This window comes from Bowmanella denitrificans (assembly GCF_039522935.1).
Lineage (GTDB): Bacteria > Pseudomonadota > Gammaproteobacteria > Enterobacterales > Alteromonadaceae > Bowmanella > Bowmanella denitrificans.
In genome coordinates this window covers 1-16,860 of the sequence record NZ_BAAAEI010000020.1, presented here as the reverse complement: position 1 = coordinate 16,860, position 16,860 = coordinate 1, and the positions used below count along the sequence as shown (strand labels likewise).

Sequence of the window (16,860 nt, the reverse complement as noted above, 5' to 3'; positions counted from 1 at the left end):
GGAGTAATCCCCCTGTTGAACACTTAGATTGTGTCAGAAATGAGCGGGCTTTTTGTTTATTTGCTGTACCCACGCGGGATGCAGAACCCCTCCGGGTTCGACTAAAACGCCAGGAGCGTTTTAGAACAGCCTTCAGGCTGGCCCGCAGGGCGAAGGGCAGGAAGCCCGGAGTAATCCCCCTGTTGAACACTTAGATTGTGTCAGAAATGAGCGGGCTTTTTGTTTATTTGCTGTACCCACGCGGGATGCAGAACCCCTCCGGGTTCGACTACAACGCCAGGAACGTTTTTACTCACCCCATCCCTGAGGTCCGTCCTTTGGACCAGCTAAAGCTGTAGATGGTTGCGCCAGGCAACCATGCAGAACAGCTACATCCCAGTTAAAGCCATCTATAGTTAGGCACACTACTACTCATTTAAGACCTGCAAATGTCAGTCAATAAAACCCAGGCCACAGAACATCCAGTGGAAGATTATCTGGCTTCCTTGTCAGATCCAATCCAGCAACAGGACTGCTATACATTGCTCAACATAATGCAAACGGAAAGTGGTGAAGCACCAATGATGTGGGGAGACAGTATGATTGGCTTTGGCCGTTATCATTATCGCTACGAGTCGGGACGAGAAGGCGATTTCTTTCGAATGGGGTTTTCACCCCGAAAAGGTAAGCTGGCACTTTATATCATGCCTGGCGTTAACCAGTTTGCCGACTTACTAAACCAACTGGGTAAATACAAGACCGGAAAATCCTGCCTCTATATAAAATCGCTTGTACAGGTTGATACGAAGACATTGCGCGAGTTGATTGCTGCAGCCTGGCTGGAAATGGCTAAACGCTATCCATAAAGCATATCTGCGCATTTGTTTCAGCGCTGTTTTGCGGCACAATAGCGGCAATTCCATTGATGGACCTTATTATGTCGCAATCAAGCCCTTGTTTAGACGATCTGCTTCAACAAGACCCTGAGAGCAGGGCCGAGTTCTGTTTGCAGTACTTAGCCAGCCATCACTATCTGTTTGGACTTGAAGCTAAGCAGGGCTGGGTCATGCTAAGTGCGGAAGGCGACGCCTGCACACCATTATTTCCCGATATGCAAAGCGCTCAGTTGTGGCTTAGCCAGCAATATCCAGAATGTAAACCAAAAAAAATAACCCTGATTGAGTTGCAACAAACCTTGTTCGGTCAGTGGCGAGAAGATGAGGTGTTACTGATGTTGTTTCCGCTGGCTGACGAAGAGGAAGGCATCATGGTGAAAGTGGAGGAGTTGCAGGCTGCGCTGGCTGAGGAACAGGGTGGTCAGTGAAACATTCCCCCTTAGTTGGTCTGGGAGACAGTAACGCGCAATTTAAGGTGTATATTGCCAATCGCCCCAAGCTACCTCAATACTTGTCTCTCAGCAGCCAACTGACGCTGAAACAGAACGACATTGCGACCATCGGCCAGGCCTGCGGCAATGGGTGGCGAAAAGTATTTAATGTATATGCCAAGCTGATGTTTGCGCTGCAGGCGCAAGGTGTGCACCTTGCCAATGGGTTTTCCAGTTGGCAGCAATATCGCGATCAACGTATGTTGCAGAGTCAGTCCTCGACAGCCTTAATGTTTTCGCCCCCGGTGCTTGATGAGCAACAACCGGCCATTCAGGTTATCTGTGGCCGCACTTATGCCCAGCAACTGGATGCTGAGTACGGATTAAGACTGTTCTGGTTAAATGCTGAATTTGCCGTGAGTCCAATGTATCGCTTGTTTGTTTGCCCTTATTTTGATTATCGCCAGCTAAGCAACCTAAAGATTGCCTATCTACAAACGCTGATAGGTGAATATGGCGCATCGGCAAATGCTAAGGAACGGCTTTGAATCTTCCGATAGCTGAAAAAGTGCATCAGGCTAAGGGCTGGGATGCACAAATGCGGGAATTAATGCTGGCTGGCAGCTCACTAGCAGTTTTGCCTGAAGCCCTGCGCGTTGCCCAGTTTGAAGTGCAAGGCTGTGAAAGCCAAGTATGGTTAAATTGTAAGATCCAAAGCGCAGGCAGACTATCGATAACCGCCTGGTCAACCAGCAAAGTGATCCGTGGCCTGCTGGCTTTGATGCTGGAAGCGCTACAAAATTGCAATGTAGAGGAAGTACTGCAATTCGATATGCAAGCCTATATGCAACAACTGGGGCTGGAGAGGCATCTCAGTCAATCCCGAAACAGCGGCCTGCGCGCCGTTATGCAGCATATTCAGCAGCAATGTCGACTACACAGCCAACAACCCTGAAATTTAGGTATGAGCATGGAACGCGATTCTTTACCCACAGACAGTCATGCGCAGTTAAAGCCAATCTCTGAGCAGCAGCGTTATATCGTTCTGGATATTCTGCGAGGTTTCGCCCTGTGCGGGATCCTGTTTATGAATATCGAATGGTTTAATCGGCCTATGGCCGACTTTGGTGATTTGGACAGCAGTCAGCGGGGCTGGCATCACAGCGCTGACTGGCTGGTGAGTTTTGCCGTGGAAGGTAAGTTCTACACGCTGTTTGCCCTGCTGTTTGGGATGGGATTTGCCATCATGTGGCAACAAGCCAAGCACAAAGGCAACCAGGCTGTAGCCTGGTTTATTCGCCGTCTGGCGGTGTTGTTTGTATTTGGTCTATTACACCTCAGCTTGTTGTGGAGCGGCGATATACTCAATACCTATGCGTTGGGGGGCTTTATGCTGATAGGGCTGGTTCTGGCTTATGAACGCGGCAACTTGCAGGCATTTAACCACTCAGCAGTACAGTTAAAACTGGCCATGCTATGGTTGTTGATACCTGTAGCTTTAACGGTGGTGGTAGGGGCGGTCGTTAGTGCCAGACAGGATCAACAGGACATCCAGTCACACTGGCAATATCAACAGACGCTGGATGCGCGAGCCCAGTTGCTGATATCCGGCGCAAAGGCGCTGCCAATTGATACTGCCAGCACTGATTTAAGTGAACTGCAAGCCTTGGAGCAGGCTGCCGCCGAGGTGGCTGATGAACATCAGCAAAATCTTAGTACTTCGATGGCAGAACAGCTGGTGCTGACGACGGGGAGCTTCTGGCAGGCTACTCAGCATAGGGTGACTTATATACCATTGGCATTGGGCATGAGCCTTGCTCTTTGCCTGTTTGTTATTGTGCCATTGTTTTTAATTGGTTATGCCCTGGTACGGGGCGAAATTATTCAACAGTATCAGCACTATTTAGCGTACTGGCGGGGGCTTACCCTGGCAGGACTGGGATTGGGTAGCAGTTTGGCTGTACCGGCGTTATTGCTGGCATCACACCCGGCGGCGCAGATCGATCCCTGGTTGAACTTTACCGCACAGGGCATGAACTACCTAAGCCAGTATCTGATGAGCGCCGGCTATCTGGGCGGCATGCTCTGGTTGCTGTGTCAGGCTAAATGGCTGGCTCGCTTGTCGGGTCTTGCGGCGATGGGCAGAATGGCACTGAGCCTGTACCTGATGCAGTCGCTGATGCTTAGTCTGATCTTTTTCGGATATGGCCTTGGCTGGTATGGTCAGATTGACCGGGCCTGGCAGTTGCTCATGGCCGTGGTTATCTTACTGCTACAGTGCGGCTTTAGTCGCTGGTGGCTGAAACACTTCCACTTCGGTCCGCTGGAATGGGTATGGCGCTGCCTGACCTATATGGCCTGGCAGCCGTTTCGTCGCTAAGCTGTTTCAGGGCTCATCGTGTTGCCTTTGGCAGCGCTGCAAATATTTATCAATAACTCTGGCGGCGGCCACAAAACCAAAAGTACCGGTTACCGCCACGGCGGCACCAAAGCCTGAATTACAATCCAGTTTTACACTGCCGTCATGAAATTGCTTGGTATGGCACACTGTGCCGTCGGTCTGCGGATATTTAAGCTGCTCGGTGGAATAGACACAATCTACTGCAAAGCGTCTTTTGGGGTTGCTGGTAAAGCCATAATCCCTGCGCAGTAAAGAGCGTACTTTGGCTGCCAGGGGGTCCTGACTGGTTTTACTTAAATCTGCCACCCCGACCTGGGTCGGGTCGGTTTGACCACCGGCGCCCCCTATGGTGAGTACGGGGAACTTCTTGCGTTTACAATGTGCAATCATCGCGGCTTTGGCATTAACCGAATCGGTGGCGTCAATCACATAGTCAAAGCCATTGAGATACACACCAACATTATCCGGGGTGACAAAGTCTTCAATGCAGTTCACCTGACAGGCAGGGTTGATCAGGCGGATGCGCGCTGCCATCACTTCCACCTTACTTTGTCCAACCGTATTCTGCAGGGCATGAATTTGGCGGTTGGTGTTGGTGGTGCAAATGTCATCAAGATCGATCAGGGTTAGCTTGCCCACTGCGGTTCTGGCCAATGCCTCGGCCACCCAGCATCCAACGCCACCTATACCTACCACACAAAAATGTGCCTGGCGCAGCCAAAGGGCCTGCTGATGCCCGTATAACCGGCTGGTGCCACCAAATCGTTGTTGAAAATCGCTCATACCAGATCAAGCTCAAAAACAGGGGCCGCACTATAGCACAATGACTATTGTGGGTCTGGAAAATCAGCCTTTACGCAAACTTTACACTGGCCTGACAGACGGTCAGAGCGGACTTTTTTATACTGAGCGCAGGGAATAATGAGGGATACCAAGTGCGTAAAGTTGTTTTCTCGGTTGTTGGTCTGACGCTGTTCGTCGGCGGCTGGTATTGGCTGGGGGGCGAGGCCCGGTCAGCGTCAGTGCACTATCAAACCCAGGCCGTGAGTCGCGGCACATTGCAAAGTCTGGTCAATACGTCCGGCACATTGCAAGCCGTCGTTACCGTGGATGTGGGCTCCGAACTTTCTGGGCAGATAGTTGAACTGCTGGCTGATTTCAATTCGCAAGTAGAGAAAGGCCAGATTATTGCCCGTCTCGATGATCGTACCGTGAAAGCCAAATTACGTCAGGCCGAAGCGGATATTCTGATGGCCCAGGCCAGTATCAGCCAGCAGCAGGCCAGTTTGCAAAAGGCTGAGGCGGAGGGGCGGCGTGCCCGGCGGGCCTTACAACGGGCACAACAATTATTTCAGCAGCAGCTCAGCAACGATAATGATTTGGACCAGGCCAAACTGGATCAGGAAGTGGCCGAGGCGCAGATTCAATTGGCCAGTGCGCAGGTAACCAGCGCGCAAGCGCAACTGGCGCAGCGCCAGGCGCAGAAAGAGCAAATTGAACTGGATTTGACCCGCACCCTGATCCGTTCGCCGGTTTCAGGTACGGTTATCAGCCGAGAAGTGGATGTAGGGCAAACGGTTGCTGCCAGTTTATCTGCGCCGGTATTGTTTACCATTGCCCAGGATTTGTCCCAAATGCAAATAGAAGCCGATGTGGATGAAGCCGATATCGGTCGCATTGCCGAAGGGCAGGCCGTGCGCTTTACGGTGGACACTTACCCGGAGCGGCAGTTTAGCGGCCGCGTCAGCCAGGTTCGAAAAGCCGCTAACCTAGTGTCCAATGTGGTGACCTATAAGGTGATAGTTGAAGCACCTAATCGTCGCGAGGCTTTGCTGCCCGGAATGACGGCCAATCTGGACATTGTGCTGGGCGAACGCACAGATGTATTGCGTCTGCCCAATGCCGCCCTGCGTTTCAAACCCAAAGGAACAAGCCTTGCGCCGCAACCGTCTGAGACAAGACAAATGCCGGATTGGGTGGCGCAATTACAGCTTTCAGGTGAACAAGCGAAGCAGGTGCGGGCGTTACAGGAAAGTACGCGCGACAACATGCGTGCATTACGCCAGCAAATGGCAGGGGGGCCGTCCCCAGGCGGGGTCAATCCAATGCAACAGCAGCGCCAGGCTTTTCAAAATAAGCTCAAATCGCTGCTGAGTGAGGAACAGTTTACCCGTTATCAAGCGTTAAACCGTGAGCAACGCAGTACTCGAAATTCATCGGCTTCTGTATGGGTGCTGTCAGAAAACGGTCAGCCTGAAGAGCGTAAGATTCTGATTGGATTGGAAAATAACGACTACACTGAATTGTTAGGCGAACAACTGGCTGACGGTACGCAATTGATTATTCGTGCTCAGTATGGGGAATAAGCATGGCATCAGTGATTAGAATCAGGCAATTGTGCAAACAATATGGTGCGGGAGAGCAGCAGGTTAAGGCCCTTAGAGGCGTGGATTTGGATATACAGCAGGGCGAGTTTGTCGCGGTGATGGGCCCATCTGGTTCAGGTAAGTCCACCTTTATGAACCTGATTGGTTGTCTGGACTCGCCCAGCAGTGGCCAAATTATACTGCAAGGGGAGGATGTATCGCAGTTGTCGGCCAATGCGCTGGCGACGGTTAGAAATAACTATCTTGGGTTTGTATTTCAGCAATTCAATTTGTTAGCGCGCACCAGTGCGCTGGAAAATGTGATGTTGCCGCTACTCTATTCCATGCTGCCGGACGAGCAGCACAAACACCGGGCGCTGACCTGTCTTGAACAGGTAGGGTTGGCGCAGCGACTCTGGCATATGCCCTCACAGTTATCTGGTGGCCAGCAGCAACGGGTGGCGATTGCCCGGGCCCTGGTCAATGAACCTGCGCTATTGTTGGCGGACGAGCCGACAGGCGCATTAGACACCCAGACAGGTCTGGAGATTATGCAGATATTCCAGGCGTTAAACCGCCAGGGCAAAACCCTGGTATTGGTAACTCATGAACCTGATATTGCGGCATTTGCCAGTCGTATTCTGATGTTTCGGGATGGGCAACTGGTGTCTGATCAACAGCAGACTCCTGAAGATGCCAGCGATGCACTGCTTGCTTTTAAACAGGGCGCGGCTTCATGACCAACAGAAAACTGCTAATGGGGGCGTGGAATAACCTCAGCGTCAATCTGATGCGCAGCATTCTGACTATGCTGGGGATTATTATTGGTGTGGCTTCAGTGATCATTATGCTGGCCCTGGGGAATGGTGCCAAACGCCAGGTGGATGAGCAGATCCGCAATCTCGGTGGCAATGTGTTTGTGGTATTTGGTGGCAGCTTTAACAGTGCTGGTGTGCGCGGTCAGGCCGGTTCGCTGCAGCGTCTGACCGATGCCGACGCCGATGCGATTGAACACAATATTTCAGCGGTAGTCGCTGCTGCGCCAGAATTACGCAGCAATGTGCAAGTGATTTCCGGCAATCTCAACTGGGCAACCAATGTGATCGGGTCAGACAATCGCCTGTTAGTGGCACAAAACTGGACCCTGAGTGAGGGGCGGGAGTTTAGTGCTGCTGAATTGGGCAGAGGGGCAAAAGTGGCGCTAATCGGCGAAACTCTGCGCCGGGAATTGTTTGGTGCCGGCGAAGCGATTGGGCAAACCATCAGAGTGAATAAGTTGCCGGTCACGGTTATAGGGGTACTGGGGGCGAAAGGCCAAAGTGCCAGGGGCGACGATCAGGATGATGTGCTAATTATGCCGCTGGATACGGTGCGCAAGAAAATCAGTGGCATTAACCGGGCTAATCCTAAGGCCATTCGCAGCATCACGGTAAAAGTCGCTACGCAGCAAGACATGCCCTGGGTGGAAGAAGAAATGACCCGGTTGCTGAGTCAGCGACTCAAATCTGCAGGCAATGACATCCCTTTTCGCATTCGTAATCTGTCCGAAATTGTTGAGACCCGAATGCAGGCCATGCAGGTCTTTAATTCTTTACTGGCGGGAGTGGCTGCCGTGTCGTTGCTGGTTGGCGGCATCGGCATAATGAATATCATGCTGGTGTCTGTGACCGAGCGTACCAGGGAAATCGGCCTGCGTATGGCAGTGGGGGCAAAGCCGGGTGACATTCTGCGTCAGTTCCTGGTGGAGTCCGTATTACTGTGTGGTGTTGGCGGCGCTATCGGAATCGTTATCGCTGCGCTTACCTGCCTGGTATTGGCCCAGGGCTTTGCCATGGCGGCGGTACTACAGTGGCAGGTAGCGATCCTCAGTTTGGGGTTTAGTGCGGTCATTGGGATTTTCTTTGGCTACTATCCGGCGCGCCAGGCGGCGGGGTTACAGCCCATCGATGCCTTGCGGTATGAATAAGAGCGCGTCTCAGCACGTCAAAATTTTTGACATATTGCTGTAAACGAGTTCTGAGCCAACTCAGTCGGGTTATATAAAACAATTAGTTAGGTGGTTTGGCGCGATAAGTGCATTGGTAATTTGTGTTAGTACATGGACGTCAAGGTTTGTATTTGGTAAACCACCTGAGGTTCATGATGTTTATGAAAGTTTTTGCCCTGACCTTGGCCCTTTTCAGTCTTTCGTCGCAAGCAGCTTTGATTCGGGCTGATTTTCGAACTGAGTCTAATTTGCCTGATTATGGTTCAGGCCAGCCGTTGGTCTATCAAAGTCTGAATCAGACCGTTGGCGCAGGTTATGAACTGGATAGCGCTGATTTCGTGCAAAATCCCGATGGTTGGTATGGCGGGGTGGTCTGGGTAGACTACGATCCGGCTAGTGCAATCATTACACTCTGGTCGCAGGACTATTGGGATTTTCAGACGTTCGATGTCTGGATTAGCAATATTCAGTTCGATGTTGCTGGTGAAACTATCGCCAATGTCGTACTCTTATCCGACAATCTGATCGAAGAAGCGATTGCGCCGGTTGTCAGTATTACCAGCAACAGCCTTCACATTGCTTATGATTATCGTCCCGACACCTTTTTGTTCAGCGGCGGTATGGCGAAGTTTAAAATGGAATCCAGGGAGGGTGACATCACACAGCCCCTTGTCAATGTGCCGGAACCTCTGACGGCATTGATAATGCTAGTTGGGCTGCTTGTGATTGGACGACAGCAGTATGGTATTAAATAAATCATTCTCCAATGACTTATGGCCCTGTTTATCAGGGCTTTTTTTTAAATACTACATTTATCCCCGCGGGCTGTAATGGCGTTTAAGCCACTGGCTTAATCCTTCTAAGCCAGGGAAAAGCACCCGTTCCGTGATATTGGCCTGATCCAGCTTGTCGCGTACTTCCCATTTTAATGCGGCTGGCAAAATCACCCGTTGAAACTGCGTATTGGTTTTGTTTAGCAGCTCGTCCATTAAAATACTGGCTGAAGACGCCACACTGAACAGTGCATGTTGGTTGATAATGCGCCCGTCCAGTGACGGCGGTTCAAAGAACAAAAAGAAATCGGACTGATCCAGTTGGGCAAACGCATCCAGGTCGCGCACCAGCTCGGTTAGCAGCTCCACGGTGAAGACATTGCCCCCTTCATTTTCGAGTTTCTCGCGCATTGGCTCTGGCAACTGTTTGCATGAGTCATGGTAATTCACTTTCCAGATCACCCCGTCTTTGTCGCCCAGGCGAATATCGGCAGTGGCAAAATGCATCGCCACAAAGGGCGAGTAGGTCCAGTCCAGCAAGCGCGTGGGTAAGCCCTGATGCTGAGCCATGGTCAGCCAGTGCCAGATGGGCCCAGTGGTGTCAAAGCTGTCATGCCCGTATTTTCTGAAGTTACGCAGTAAGTGTCGCTCAAGGCTGGCATACTCGCCGCCCAGACGGGCCAGTGAGGTTTTCAGGTTGAAATGACTGTCAGGTAAACCCCGAAATACAAAAGGGGAGCGGTAGCGGCTAATGGCCGGACTCCAGGAATCATCAAACAACAGTTCCTGAAGGTGGCTCCAGGATTGAGCAATCATAGTGTGCATAGGTCACAGGGATTCGATTCTATGCACGTAAGTTTAGCTAAGGGTTATGACGAAAAAATAAAAAAGCCAGCATAAGCTGGCTTCGCGATAGTACCTGAAATTCAGGGGCAATAGCTTGCAGTTAGAACTGCATTTCCGGAATGTCACCTTCAATGATCAGTTTACCGGCGGTTTTCTGGCGAATTTCATCCACTGACACCCCAGGCGCTCGTTCCAGTAAATAAAAGGCGTTGTCGCGGATCTCCAGCATGGCCAGGTCGGTAATAATGCGGTTAATACAATTGACTCCGGTCAGCGGCAGGGTGCATTGCTCCAGCAGTTTGGATTGACCATGTTTATCAGCATGGGTCATGGTGACAATGATATTTTTGGCACCTGCGACCAGGTCCATGGCGCCGCCCATGCCCTTCACCAGCTTGCCGGGGATCATCCAGGAGGCGATATTGCCCTGCTGATCCACTTCAAACGCCCCCAATACGGTAATATCCACATGGCCGCCGCGGATCATGGCAAAACTTTCGGCGGAGCTGAAAATAGACGCACCGGTACTGGCCGTGACGGTTTCCTTACCGGCGTTGATCATATCCGCGTCCACCTGCTCTTCGGTAGGATAGGGGCCCATACCCAGCAGACCGTTTTCCGATTGCAGCATCACGGTAATACCTTCAGGCACATAGTTGGCCGCCAGGGTAGGAATGCCAATACCCAGATTAATATAGCTACCGTCTTTAAATTCCTGCGCCACGCGCATCGCGATTTGTTCTCTTGAAAGGGCCATATTGTTCTCCTTATGCGCTGCGGGTGACTTTGCGTTCGATGCGTTTTTCAAAGCTGCCTTTGATCACGCGATCCACGTAAATGCCCGGGGTTTGGATTTGACTGGGGGGGATCTCGCCAGGCTCGACAATTTCTTCCACTTCCACCACGGTGATTTTGCCCGCGGTGGCCGCCATCGGGTTAAAATTCTGCGCAGTATGGCGGTAAACACAGTTACCGTAACGGTCCGCTTTCCAGGCTTTCACAATGGCGAAATCGCCGGTGATGGACTCTTCCAGAATATAAGGGCGGCCATTAAACTCCCTGACTTCTTTGCCTTCCCCCACTGGCGTACCATAGCCGGTGGCGGTATAAAATGCCGGGATGCCGGCACCGCCAGCTCGCATTTTTTCTGCCAGCGTGCCCTGTGGGGTTAGTTCTACTTCCAGTTCGCCGCTAAGCAGTTGTTTTTCAAACAAAGCGTTTTCACCCACGTAAGAGGCGACCATTTTCTTTATTTGCCGGTCTTCCAGTAAAATACCCAGACCAAAGCCGTCCACACCGCAGTTATTGGAAACCACGGTCAGTCCTGTTACGCCCATGCGCTTAATCTGGCCGATCAGGCCCTCGGGTATACCGCACAGACCAAAGCCACCGGCAATGACTGTCATATTGTCTGTCAGTCCGGCCATGGCCTCTGCGTAGCTGGACACCACCTTGTCAAAACCTGCCATCGGATTCTCCTGTTTAGCTGATAAATTGCCCAGCGCCAAGTGTAGAAAGCAGCCAGGCTATTGCGCCAGTATTGAGTAATGTTGTAAATATGTAAAATCAATTTAATTTACCAACTAATAAATTATATTTATGAATCTGTCTGTGCCCAACTCGGTATCTTTACGCCAGTTGCAGATTTTTGTGCAGTTGGCTGACAGCCGCTCCTTCGCCGAAGCGGCGAGCAGATTGCATTTGTCGCAACCGGCTTTGTCTATTGCCATCCGCAAGTTTGAAGAGGCGGTGGGGGGAAATTTATTTTCCCGCAGCACCCGTCAGGTGGAATTAACCCCTGAGGGGCGGGCCTTTTTGCCGGTGGCACAGCGCCTGCTGCACGACTGGGATGAAGCCTTTACCGATTTACATAATCTGTTTGCCATGCAGCGTGGAAAATTGACCCTGGCCGCCATGCCGTCTTTTGCCAATAGTTTGCTGCCAGAAGTGCTGCAGGCCTTTCATCAGCAGTATCCGAATATCAATATCAGTCTGCTGGATATGGTGATGGAAAGAGTGATAGACGCGGTATTAGACGGTCGCGCAGAGCTGGGCATTATATTTGAGGCGCAGCATATGCCGGGCTTGGACTTTACCCCCTTATTTGATGACAGCTTTGTGGTTATTCTGCCGCTGGCGCACGCACTGCAGCACAGAGCTGGGTTAGGCTGGCAGGATCTGCAAGGCCAGCCCTATGTGGCAATGAACCGCGGCTCGACTATTCGCGCCTGGTGTGAACAGGCGCAGCAGGAAACAGGGGTACAGGTCAGCGTGGTGGCCGAGGCAAGTCAGCTATCCACGGTCGGGCAACTTGTTGCGGCAGGGCTGGGCGTGTCAGTGGTGCCGGCCATTTGCCAACAGGATATGCAGCGCCGTGGCCTTTGTACCTTGCCTTTGCAACACCAGGGCGGGGCCAAACGGGTTGGCATAATCCACCGTAGCCGCAGTAACTTGTCGGTGCCCGCCAGGCAGTTACAACTTATGCTGGAAAGCCGCTTTCGCTCTGGTTGAATACCTGTTGCCGAATAAATTTCATTCACCGCACAGACGCTGAGGGAAAAGAGATTCGCAGCGGTTTAGATGTTTCTGCTGCTACAAGGTAGACTGGGTGGCTGCACAGTGCATATGGGTCAACAGTCTGACTGCGCCAATGGTGCCGCCGCTGCTACCACTTTTTCTTGGGCGCAAATAATTCGTCCAGGTCATCCCGCTCGGCATCTTTGCGTTTGGCGCGGTCAGCGGCGTTGGCGTTGCGCAGGTTGTCCTGGATGGTTTGCAACTGGTGCTCCAGTTCCTGGCGTTTGCTGATAACATATTCATCCGGCGATGGCTGGGCGTTTAGCGCGGCAATGGCTTTTTCAAAATACTGTCTGGCCGAGCCCAGCATATTGCTTTGTACTGCCCCTCTGGCCCTTTTCGCCAGAGTTTCGACGTTGACTTTAAGTTGCAGGCGCTCCAGGCGTTTATCTTCGTCAAGAAATACATGGGTATCCACCTTGCCCTTGGAATTTTCAGAGCGCAACAAAGCACGCAGTTTCTTAATACCCTGGATCAGCATAATGATTTGTTTATCATTTTCGGGCAGCATGAAGTTGTCGGTGGGTGGGGCAAGTTGCTCGGGTTTGATGGCATCCACCCGTTCCTGTGCATCCTTGACCCGTTGCTTGATATCCATCGCCTTGGGGTTAAGCTCGTACATGCTTTGCAGGGCATTAAGCACGCGTTTATTCAGGATTAGGATCAATTGCTGCGATACCGGCATTTGCGCAGCGGCCATCAGCACATCCTCGGTTTCATCGACAATGGATTTCTGCTTGGCGGCTTCGGCGCGCCGCTCCGCCTCAACCTGCTCTTTATGCTGTTGAATGGCGTTGATCACAATGGCCACAATGATCAGGGCCACTATAAGGATGATGACTATGGTAAACATAAAATCGTCACTTTCTTGTTATTATATCCGCTCTGGCGCAGCATATTAGGGTAATTTCAGGGTAAACACACTACCCCCCAGTTTGCCGCCGTTTTCCAGGTGAATGGAACCCTGGCGATGATTATTACTGTGTGCCCGGGCAATCATTCTGGCAAAGAACAAGCCCAATCCGGTGCGCCCACTGGCAATATCAAAGTCTTGCATATCGCTGTTACCGGCCAGCAGCATACTTGGCGGATAGCCCGGGCCGTCATCTTCAATGCGAAAACACAAATAGCCATCTTCTTCAAAGGTGCTCAGCTTAAGCTGTTTTTTGCTGTAACGCATGGCGTTTATCAGAATATCGTTTAACAACACATTGATAAGGTCAGCATCCAGATACCAGGCAATATCGTCGGCCACTTCGATGTCCAACTGCATTTTCTTGTTGCTGATATAACCTTCATTGGTGGCCAGAATATCTTCAACAATATCTCCCACATAGTGCTCATCCACACTGATGGGCAGGTTTTGCTTTTCCGCCCTGTACAGTGACAACAATTGCATCAACCCGGTATTTAAACGAAACGCCTCGTATTGCAGGCTGGCCAGGTTTTCACTGATCTGCGGGTTGCTGTCGGGCACCATCTGACTAAGATTTTCAATGGACTGCAACAGCAGGCACAAGGAGTTTTTCATGTCATGCACACCGGCAGCCAGTACAGAGGAAAAATCAATCAGCTTGGATGATGTAGGCATAATCACTGCTACCCGGATAAGATGTTCTGATTTATACCAATAATGCACCAGCAGGGAAAGCTAAATGCCTTAACCTACAATTGGTTATCGCCTCTAAATGAAGAAAATCCCGGTATTTATCTAAAATTTTATGGAATTAATCTTCTCATCAGTATATATATTTTGCATATAGGAAATAACAGAAGAATGGCCCGCGCAACAAAATGAAACTACAGCAGCTCAGATACATAGTCGAAGTCCTCAATAATAACCTTAACGTGTCCGCTACCGCCGAGAGCCTGTTCACCTCTCAGCCGGGGATCAGCAAACAGGTGAGGATGCTGGAAGATGAGTTGGGCGTACAGATTTTTGGCCGCAGCGGTAAACATCTCACCCATGTCACCGAAGCCGGTAAAGACGTGATTAATATTTCCCGTCAGATTCTGGCCAAGGTGGAAAGCATCAAAGCCGTGGCCCGCGAGCATACCCTGCCGGACCAGGGCAAACTGAATATTGCCACTACCCATACCCAGGCCCGTTATGCACTGCCAGGGGTGATTAAGGGCTTTATGGGCAAATACCCGCGGGTGTCGTTGCATATGCACCAGGGCACGCCCTCGCAAATCAGCGATCTGGCGGCCAAGGGCGAGGCTGATTTTGCCATTGCCACCGAGGCGCTGCATTTGTATAACGATTTAGTGATGCTGCCTTGCTATCACTGGAATCGCAGTATTATCGTCAACCGTGAACACCCGCTGGCCAAGCGCACTTCCATTGCCATTGAAGATATTGCCCAGTATCCATTGGTCACTTACGTATTTGGCTTTACCGGTCGCTCCGAGTTGGACGATGCCTTTAACCGTGCCGGGCTGGAACCCAAAATAGTGTTTACCGCTACCGATGCCGATGTGATTAAAACCTATGTGCGTCTTGGTGTGGGTATTGGCGTGATTGCCTCGATGGCCCTGGATGAAAAACTGGACGGCGATCTGGTCAAAATCGATGCCAGTCATTTGTTCCAGTACAGCACCACCAAAATCGGCTTCCGTAAAGGCTCCTTCCTGCGCAGCTATATGTACGACTTTATCGAGCGTTTTGCCCCGCATCTGACCAAAGATGTGGTGGAAAAAGCCATGATGCAAAAAAGCAACGACGATATCGAACGGATGTTTAAAGATCTGACCTTGCCGGTCAAGTGAGTTGGCAGATAATTAATTGCAAGTTGCAAGTTGCAAGTTGCAAGTTGCAAGTTGCGAGTTGCGAGTTGCGAGTTGCGGGTTTTGGCGGGGATGTCGGAATAAATTCCGACCCACTGGGCTTTGTGCAAGTTAATTTTGCGTAAGTTAATTAGTCGAGAAAATTTGCCTGCATTGTTACTGGCAGAGTAGTCGGCAGCCGCTGCTGCCGACGGTTGAACAATTCGCCTAAATTGAGCATTTCAGTTGCTGGCCGAGCATACCTGCGGTGACCAGGGTCACGCCCTTGCTGGTGACGCGAAAGCCGCGGGCTTCATCGGCGGCTTTGTCGATACCAATCTGGGTGCCGTCGGGAATATCTACGCCGCGGTCGATAATGGCTTTACGAATATGGCAGCGCTTACCGATATTGACGCTGGGCAGAATCACCGAGTCTTCCACCTGTGAATAATCACTGACGGTCACTTCGGAAAACAGCAGGGAGCCGCGAATACGGGCGCCGGAAATAACGCAGCCGCCAGAGACCATGGAGCTGGTGGCCATACCCACCCGATCGCCATCTTCCAGCACAAACTTAGCGGGGGGCTGTTGCACCTGATAGGTCATAATCGGCCATCTGTCATCGTATAGGTTGAGTTCAGGCACCACCGAAATCAGTTCCATATTGGCTTCCCAGAACGCATCCAGGGTACCCACATCCCGCCAGTAAGCACGTTTGCCGCTGTCCTGATCGCGAAACGGAAAGGCATAGACCTTACAGCTTTCTATCAGTGACGGAATAATGTTTTTACCAAAATCGTGTTCCGAACTGTCGTTGTTTGCATCTTTGACTAACTGATCAAACAAAAATTCGGTATTAAATACATAGTTGCCCATTGAGGCCAGAGTCTGGGTGGGATCACTGGGTAAGGGCGTAGGATGCGGTGGCTTTTCGTCGAACTTGCGAATGCGCCAGTCTTCATCCACTGTCATCACACCGTAGGCACCGGCGGCTTCTTCAATAGGTACCTCAATGCAGGATACGGTCATATCGGCGCCGGATTCCACATGGTAAGCCAGCATTTCACCATAATCCATCTTGTAGATATGGTCACCGGACAATACCAGCACATATTTGGGTGCCACCGAGCGGATAATATCAATATTCTGGAAGATGGCGTCGGCGGTGCCTTTGTACCAGGCTTCCGAGGTGCGCTGGGAAGCGGGCAGCACATCAACAAATTCACCCATGTTCACATTAAGATGCGACCAGCCCCGCACCAGGTGCTGGATTAACGAGTGGGCTTTATATTGGGTGGCGACACCGATTTTTTTGATACCTGAGTTCAGGCAATTAGACAGGGGAAAGTCGATAATCCGGAATTTTCCGCCAAAATACACCGACGGCTTGGCACGCCATTCGGTCAGTTCATGCAGCCTGGAGCCCTTGCCCCCCGCCAAGATAAGGGCGTAGGTGTCACGGGTCATGCGGCTGATAAAACGTTGATTCTTGTCGAGCATTACGTTCTCCCTGGATGCAGGTCAGATTTGAAAACGAAAGTGGCACGTGACAGCACAAACACGCTATGCACCTCCTGTGCTGTGTTCAATATAACGTCGTTAATTTGCCGCTCATAGAAAAACCGGACAAAAAAGTGAAAAAATACAGCAGGCTAGCTAATGTTTGCGAACCGTCCCAAAGTGATATCGCTATTCAAAGCCCATATGAAATCAAACGAAACCAATGTGAAAATCACCAAAGTCTGGGGGGAGCTGGTTGAGTAAAAATAGATCACCACAGAGATGTATGGACTCCCTCCCCCAAGAGGGATACACGTAATAAGCACGCACGCTTTTAC

General features: G+C 51.1%; 18 protein-coding genes. 11 read left to right on the top strand and 7 right to left on the bottom strand.

What is annotated here, in order from left to right:
* Positions 1-428 precede the first annotated feature (428 nt).
* The 5 genes from ABD028_RS15455 (at position 429) to ABD028_RS15435 (ending at position 3,686) form a co-directional block, all read left to right on the top strand.
* A complete protein-coding gene (locus ABD028_RS15455) occupies positions 429-845 on the top strand; it encodes a DUF1801 domain-containing protein (RefSeq protein WP_343846114.1) in 417 nt (138 codons plus the stop codon).
* 71 nt (positions 846-916) lie between these two features.
* Entirely contained in the window at positions 917-1,303 is a 387-nt protein-coding gene (locus ABD028_RS15450) for a DUF2750 domain-containing protein (protein ID WP_343846112.1), read from the top strand.
* Positions 1,300-1,854, top strand: a complete 555-nt coding sequence (locus tag ABD028_RS15445; protein WP_343846110.1) for a DUF6942 family protein — start codon at positions 1,300-1,302, stop codon at positions 1,852-1,854. Before ABD028_RS15450 ends, ABD028_RS15445 begins: the two co-directional genes overlap by 4 nt.
* Positions 1,851-2,261: a SufE family protein gene (locus ABD028_RS15440; RefSeq protein WP_343846108.1), complete on the top strand. Its 411-nt coding sequence runs from the start codon at positions 1,851-1,853 to the stop codon at positions 2,259-2,261. The genes ABD028_RS15445 and ABD028_RS15440 overlap by 4 nt, the downstream gene beginning before the upstream one ends.
* 15 nt (positions 2,262-2,276) lie before the next feature.
* On the top strand, positions 2,277-3,686 hold the full coding sequence (locus tag ABD028_RS15435; RefSeq protein WP_343846106.1) for a DUF418 domain-containing protein: 1,410 nt from the start codon (positions 2,277-2,279) through the stop codon (positions 3,684-3,686).
* 6 nt (positions 3,687-3,692) lie between these two features.
* On the opposite strand, the gene tcdA is transcribed toward ABD028_RS15435, so the two are convergent.
* Entirely contained in the window at positions 3,693-4,490 is a 798-nt protein-coding gene (gene tcdA / locus ABD028_RS15430) for a tRNA cyclic N6-threonylcarbamoyladenosine(37) synthase TcdA (RefSeq protein WP_343846105.1), read from the bottom strand.
* A 152-nt stretch (positions 4,491-4,642) separates the two neighbouring features.
* On the opposite strand from tcdA, the gene ABD028_RS15425 reads away from it, so the two are divergent.
* From ABD028_RS15425 to ABD028_RS15410, 4 genes are all read left to right on the top strand, one after another.
* A complete protein-coding gene (locus ABD028_RS15425; protein WP_343846103.1) occupies positions 4,643-6,073 on the top strand; it encodes an efflux RND transporter periplasmic adaptor subunit in 1,431 nt (476 codons plus the stop codon).
* 2 nt (positions 6,074-6,075) lie between these two features.
* Complete coding sequence (locus tag ABD028_RS15420; RefSeq protein WP_102796772.1) at positions 6,076-6,813, top strand: ABC transporter ATP-binding protein; 738 nt, start codon at positions 6,076-6,078, stop codon at positions 6,811-6,813.
* Positions 6,810-8,039, top strand: a complete 1,230-nt coding sequence (locus tag ABD028_RS15415; protein ID WP_343846102.1) for an ABC transporter permease — start codon at positions 6,810-6,812, stop codon at positions 8,037-8,039. The genes ABD028_RS15420 and ABD028_RS15415 overlap by 4 nt, the downstream gene beginning before the upstream one ends.
* 182 nt (positions 8,040-8,221) lie before the next feature.
* Entirely contained in the window at positions 8,222-8,815 is a 594-nt protein-coding gene (locus ABD028_RS15410; RefSeq protein WP_343846101.1) for a hypothetical protein, read from the top strand.
* A gap of 57 nt (positions 8,816-8,872) precedes the next feature.
* On the opposite strand, the gene ABD028_RS15405 is transcribed toward ABD028_RS15410, so the two are convergent.
* From ABD028_RS15405 to ABD028_RS15395, 3 genes are all read right to left on the bottom strand, one after another.
* Positions 8,873-9,658 carry an FRG domain-containing protein gene (locus ABD028_RS15405; RefSeq protein WP_343846100.1) on the bottom strand — a complete coding sequence of 262 codons (786 nt, stop codon included), beginning with the start codon at positions 9,656-9,658 and terminating at the stop codon, positions 8,873-8,875.
* A 121-nt stretch (positions 9,659-9,779) separates the two neighbouring features.
* Complete coding sequence (locus ABD028_RS15400) at positions 9,780-10,436, bottom strand: CoA transferase subunit B (RefSeq protein WP_102796776.1); 657 nt, start codon at positions 10,434-10,436, stop codon at positions 9,780-9,782.
* A gap of 10 nt (positions 10,437-10,446) precedes the next feature.
* A complete protein-coding gene (locus ABD028_RS15395; protein WP_102796777.1) occupies positions 10,447-11,148 on the bottom strand; it encodes a CoA transferase subunit A in 702 nt (233 codons plus the stop codon).
* A gap of 130 nt (positions 11,149-11,278) precedes the next feature.
* Between ABD028_RS15395 and ABD028_RS15390 the strand changes: the two genes are divergently transcribed.
* Positions 11,279-12,190 (top strand): LysR family transcriptional regulator, encoded by a 912-nt coding sequence (locus ABD028_RS15390; RefSeq protein WP_343846098.1) that lies wholly within the window; start codon positions 11,279-11,281, stop codon positions 12,188-12,190.
* A gap of 154 nt (positions 12,191-12,344) precedes the next feature.
* Here ABD028_RS15390 and ABD028_RS15385 read toward each other — a convergent pair whose 3' ends face one another.
* Both ABD028_RS15385 and ABD028_RS15380 read right to left on the bottom strand, forming a co-directional pair.
* Positions 12,345-13,109 (bottom strand): hypothetical protein, encoded by a 765-nt coding sequence (locus ABD028_RS15385; protein ID WP_343846096.1) that lies wholly within the window; start codon positions 13,107-13,109, stop codon positions 12,345-12,347.
* Between the two features lie 45 nt (positions 13,110-13,154).
* Complete coding sequence (locus ABD028_RS15380) at positions 13,155-13,847, bottom strand: sensor histidine kinase (RefSeq protein WP_102796780.1); 693 nt, start codon at positions 13,845-13,847, stop codon at positions 13,155-13,157.
* A gap of 203 nt (positions 13,848-14,050) precedes the next feature.
* Between ABD028_RS15380 and cysB the strand changes: the two genes are divergently transcribed.
* The gene (gene cysB, locus ABD028_RS15375) at positions 14,051-15,025 is read left to right on the top strand and encodes an HTH-type transcriptional regulator CysB (RefSeq protein WP_102796781.1); all 975 of its coding nucleotides are present in this window, start codon (positions 14,051-14,053) and stop codon (positions 15,023-15,025) included.
* A 225-nt stretch (positions 15,026-15,250) separates the two neighbouring features.
* On the opposite strand, the gene glgC is transcribed toward cysB, so the two are convergent.
* Complete coding sequence (gene glgC, locus ABD028_RS15370; RefSeq protein ID WP_343846093.1) at positions 15,251-16,522, bottom strand: glucose-1-phosphate adenylyltransferase; 1,272 nt, start codon at positions 16,520-16,522, stop codon at positions 15,251-15,253.
* Positions 16,523-16,860: the final 338 nt, after the last annotated feature.

Bases quoted from the DNA above. Each gene is read 5' to 3' on its own strand.
- ABD028_RS15450 (WP_343846112.1), top strand. From the start codon at position 917: ATGTCGCAATCAAGCCCTTGTTTAGACGATCTGCTTCAACAAGACCCT.
- ABD028_RS15455 (WP_343846114.1), top strand. From the start codon at position 429: ATGTCAGTCAATAAAACCCAGGCCACAGAACATCCAGTGGAAGATTAT.
- ABD028_RS15390 (WP_343846098.1), top strand. From the start codon at position 11,279: ATGAATCTGTCTGTGCCCAACTCGGTATCTTTACGCCAGTTGCAGATT.
- ABD028_RS15415 (WP_343846102.1), top strand. From the start codon at position 6,810: ATGACCAACAGAAAACTGCTAATGGGGGCGTGGAATAACCTCAGCGTC.
- ABD028_RS15420 (WP_102796772.1), top strand. From the start codon at position 6,076: ATGGCATCAGTGATTAGAATCAGGCAATTGTGCAAACAATATGGTGCG.
- ABD028_RS15410 (WP_343846101.1), top strand. From the start codon at position 8,222: ATGAAAGTTTTTGCCCTGACCTTGGCCCTTTTCAGTCTTTCGTCGCAA.
- ABD028_RS15385 (WP_343846096.1), bottom strand. From the start codon at position 13,109: ATGTTTACCATAGTCATCATCCTTATAGTGGCCCTGATCATTGTGGCC.
- glgC (WP_343846093.1), bottom strand. From the start codon at position 16,522: ATGCTCGACAAGAATCAACGTTTTATCAGCCGCATGACCCGTGACACC.
- ABD028_RS15400 (WP_102796776.1), bottom strand. From the start codon at position 10,436: ATGGCCCTTTCAAGAGAACAAATCGCGATGCGCGTGGCGCAGGAATTT.
- ABD028_RS15435 (WP_343846106.1), top strand. From the start codon at position 2,277: ATGGAACGCGATTCTTTACCCACAGACAGTCATGCGCAGTTAAAGCCA.
- ABD028_RS15405 (WP_343846100.1), bottom strand. From the start codon at position 9,658: ATGCACACTATGATTGCTCAATCCTGGAGCCACCTTCAGGAACTGTTG.
- ABD028_RS15380 (WP_102796780.1), bottom strand. From the start codon at position 13,847: ATGCCTACATCATCCAAGCTGATTGATTTTTCCTCTGTACTGGCTGCC.
- tcdA (WP_343846105.1), bottom strand. From the start codon at position 4,490: ATGAGCGATTTTCAACAACGATTTGGTGGCACCAGCCGGTTATACGGG.
- ABD028_RS15395 (WP_102796777.1), bottom strand. From the start codon at position 11,148: ATGGCAGGTTTTGACAAGGTGGTGTCCAGCTACGCAGAGGCCATGGCC.
- cysB (WP_102796781.1), top strand. From the start codon at position 14,051: ATGAAACTACAGCAGCTCAGATACATAGTCGAAGTCCTCAATAATAAC.